Here is a 1,313-nt window from a genome sequence, read left to right as displayed (position 1 = left end):
GTCGCTGCCGCAGCTTCGGTGCATGGTTTAGCCCCGTTACATCTTCCGCGCAGGCCGACTCGACCAGTGAGCTATTACGCTTTCTTTAAATGATGGCTGCTTCTAAGCCAACATCCTGGCTGTCTGTGCCTTCCCACATCGTTTCCCACTTAACCATGACTTTGGGACCTTAGCTGGCGGTCTGGGTTGTTTCCCTCTTCACGACGGACGTTAGCACCCGCCGTGTGTCTCCCGTGATAACATTCTTCGGTATTCGCAGTTTGCATCGGGTTGGTAAGCCGGGATGGCCCCCTAGCCGAAACAGTGCTCTACCCCCGAAGATGAGTTCACGAGGCGCTACCTAAATAGCTTTCGGGGAGAACCAGCTATCTCCCGGTTTGATTGGCCTTTCACCCCCAGCCACAAGTCATCCGCTAATTTTTCAACATTAGTCGGTTCGGTCCTCCAGTTAGTGTTACCCAACCTTCAACCTGCCCATGGCTAGATCACCGGGTTTCGGGTCTATACCCTGCAACTTAACGCCCAGTTAAGACTCGGTTTCCCTGCGGCTCCCCTATACGGTTAACCTTGCTACAGAATATAAGTCGCTGACCCATTATACAAAAGGTACGCAGTCACCCTGATAAATCAAGGCTCCCACTGCTTGTACGTACACGGTTTCAGGTTCTGTTTCACTCCCCTCGCCGGGGTTCTTTTCGCCTTTCCCTCACGGTACTGGTTCACTATCGGTCAGTCAGGAGTATTTAGCCTTGGAGGATGGTCCCCCCATATTCAGACAGGATACCACGTGTCCCGCCCTACTCTTCGAACTCACAGTATGTGCATTTTTGTGTACGGGAGTATCACCCTGTACCCTGCGACTTTCCAGACGCTTCCACTAATGCACAAACTGATTCAGGTTCTGGGCTGTTCCCCGTTCGCTCGCCGCTACTGGGGGAATCTCGGTTGATTTCTTTTCCTCTGGGTACTTAGATGTTTCAGTTCCCCAGGTTCGCCTCGCAACACTATGTATTCATGTTGCGATGATGCACAGAGTGCACCGGGTTTCCCCATTCGGACATCGTCGGCTGTAGCGGTTCATATCACCTTACCGACGCTTTACGCAGATTAGCACGTCCTTCATCGCCTCTGACTGCCAGGGCATCCACCGTGTACGCTTAGTCGCTTAACCTCACAACCCACAGGCGTTTTACAACGCATGCAGACTGCAAGCATTTGAGAGACTCGAACACATCGTTTATTCATTCTTATTACGGAGAATGAACGCGACGTGTCGTTTCAATTTTCAGCTTGTTCCGGATTGTTAAAGAGCA

At 51.6% G+C, this 1,313-nt stretch carries 1 rRNA gene; it reads right to left on the bottom strand.

What is annotated here, in order from left to right:
* A 23S ribosomal RNA gene (locus tag LBW88_RS26435) occupies window positions 1–1,171 on the bottom strand; the annotation flags it as partial.
* Between the last annotated feature and the right edge of the window lie 142 nt (window positions 1,172–1,313).

The organism is Pantoea sp. alder81 (assembly GCF_020179835.1).
Taxonomy (GTDB): Bacteria; Pseudomonadota; Gammaproteobacteria; order Enterobacterales; family Enterobacteriaceae; genus Pantoea.
Note: the sequence above shows the minus strand (reverse complement) of the source record. Positions and strands in the feature narration are given on the sequence as shown.